This window comes from Empedobacter sp. UBA7252 (assembly GCF_002472765.1).
In the GTDB taxonomy this organism is placed as follows: domain Bacteria; phylum Bacteroidota; class Bacteroidia; order Flavobacteriales; family Weeksellaceae; genus Empedobacter; species Empedobacter falsenii_B.
The window spans coordinates 7,545-8,614 of sequence record NZ_DKSQ01000016.1 but is presented as its reverse complement, the minus strand read 5'-3'; the positions used below and the strand labels follow the sequence as shown (position 1 = coordinate 8,614).

The 1,070-nt window shown below is 29.1% G+C and carries 1 protein-coding gene; it reads right to left on the bottom strand.

Annotated elements, in window-relative coordinates; translation table 11 throughout:
- Positions 1–7: 7 nt before the first annotated feature.
- The gene (locus tag B2X73_RS03370; RefSeq protein ID WP_038337380.1) at positions 8–985 is read right to left on the bottom strand and encodes an IS110 family transposase; all 978 of its coding nucleotides are present in this window, start codon (positions 983–985) and stop codon (positions 8–10) included.
- Positions 986–1,070 lie beyond the last annotated feature (85 nt).

Below are 1,070 nucleotides of genomic sequence, written 5' to 3'. Positions count from 1 at the left end.
CTGATTTCTATGACAAAACCAAGTTATTTTTATAAATATTTTGATTTTTAATTAGTGCATAAATTCTGTGAATTATTTTATTTCTGACTGCGTTTAAGACCGACATTTTATTTTTCCCTTCTTCTACCTTTCGATGATAATAAATAGCCAAGTCATTATCTAAACGAATAGCACTCATTGCAGCTAAATGCAATAGTTTCTTCAAATCTTTATCAGCCATTGATGAAACTTTCGGTTTTCGCCTTATGGAAGTTCCAGATTGAAAATCAAATGGAGCTATTCCAGCATAGCAAGCCATTTGTCTAGGTGTATTTATGGTTGTAAAACCATCTGTTTTAATCAACATATTAAATGCTAAAACTTTTCCTACACCAGGAATTGATTGTATTCTTTTATAATGATTATGAAGCTGTTCATCTTCGTTAATTAATTGATAGATTCTTTCTTCTATTTCATTAATTTGTTTCGTTAAGACATCAATAAGCTTAGTGTTTAAGCGTAATACAGCTTTATCCATAGTTGATTTTAAGAATTGTTCATCTTTTGCTTGAGCTAGTAATCCTGCTCTTATTTTAACGCGATGTTTTCTTTCAGCATTCAATAATTTTATCTTTTCAATGACTTTCGAATTAGGCTTCCACTGTTGAAGATCCATATAATTTTTAAGTAAAAATACAGCAATACGTTCGCTGTCAATTTTATCATTTTTACCTCTAACTAATCCCATACTTTTTTTCAAATGCAAAGGATTGATGACATAAACAGCAAAAGAATGTTGAATTAATACGTTGTAAAGAAGGATGTTAAATCTCCCTGTATTCTCCATTCCAATTAGAATATTTTGTCTCTTAACAAATTGTTTCAAAAAAGATTTGATAGCTTTTTCAGTATTAGCAATAGTATCAAAACGATTCACTCCATTTTCTTGAATGCAGATGTCTAAAGTTAATTTACTCACATCAATACCAATAACAATTTTTTCCATAAATTTGAATTTAATGAGAAGAGAAACTTATCAATAACTCGATTCCTTACTAATGGGTTTTTAACCCGAATTTCTATTTGAGAAT

What these genes read in the sequence shown, in the direction of transcription:
- B2X73_RS03370 (WP_038337380.1), bottom strand. Translation starts at nt 985, where the DNA reads ATGGAAAAAATTGTTATTGGTATTGATGTGAGTAAATTAACTTTAGAC.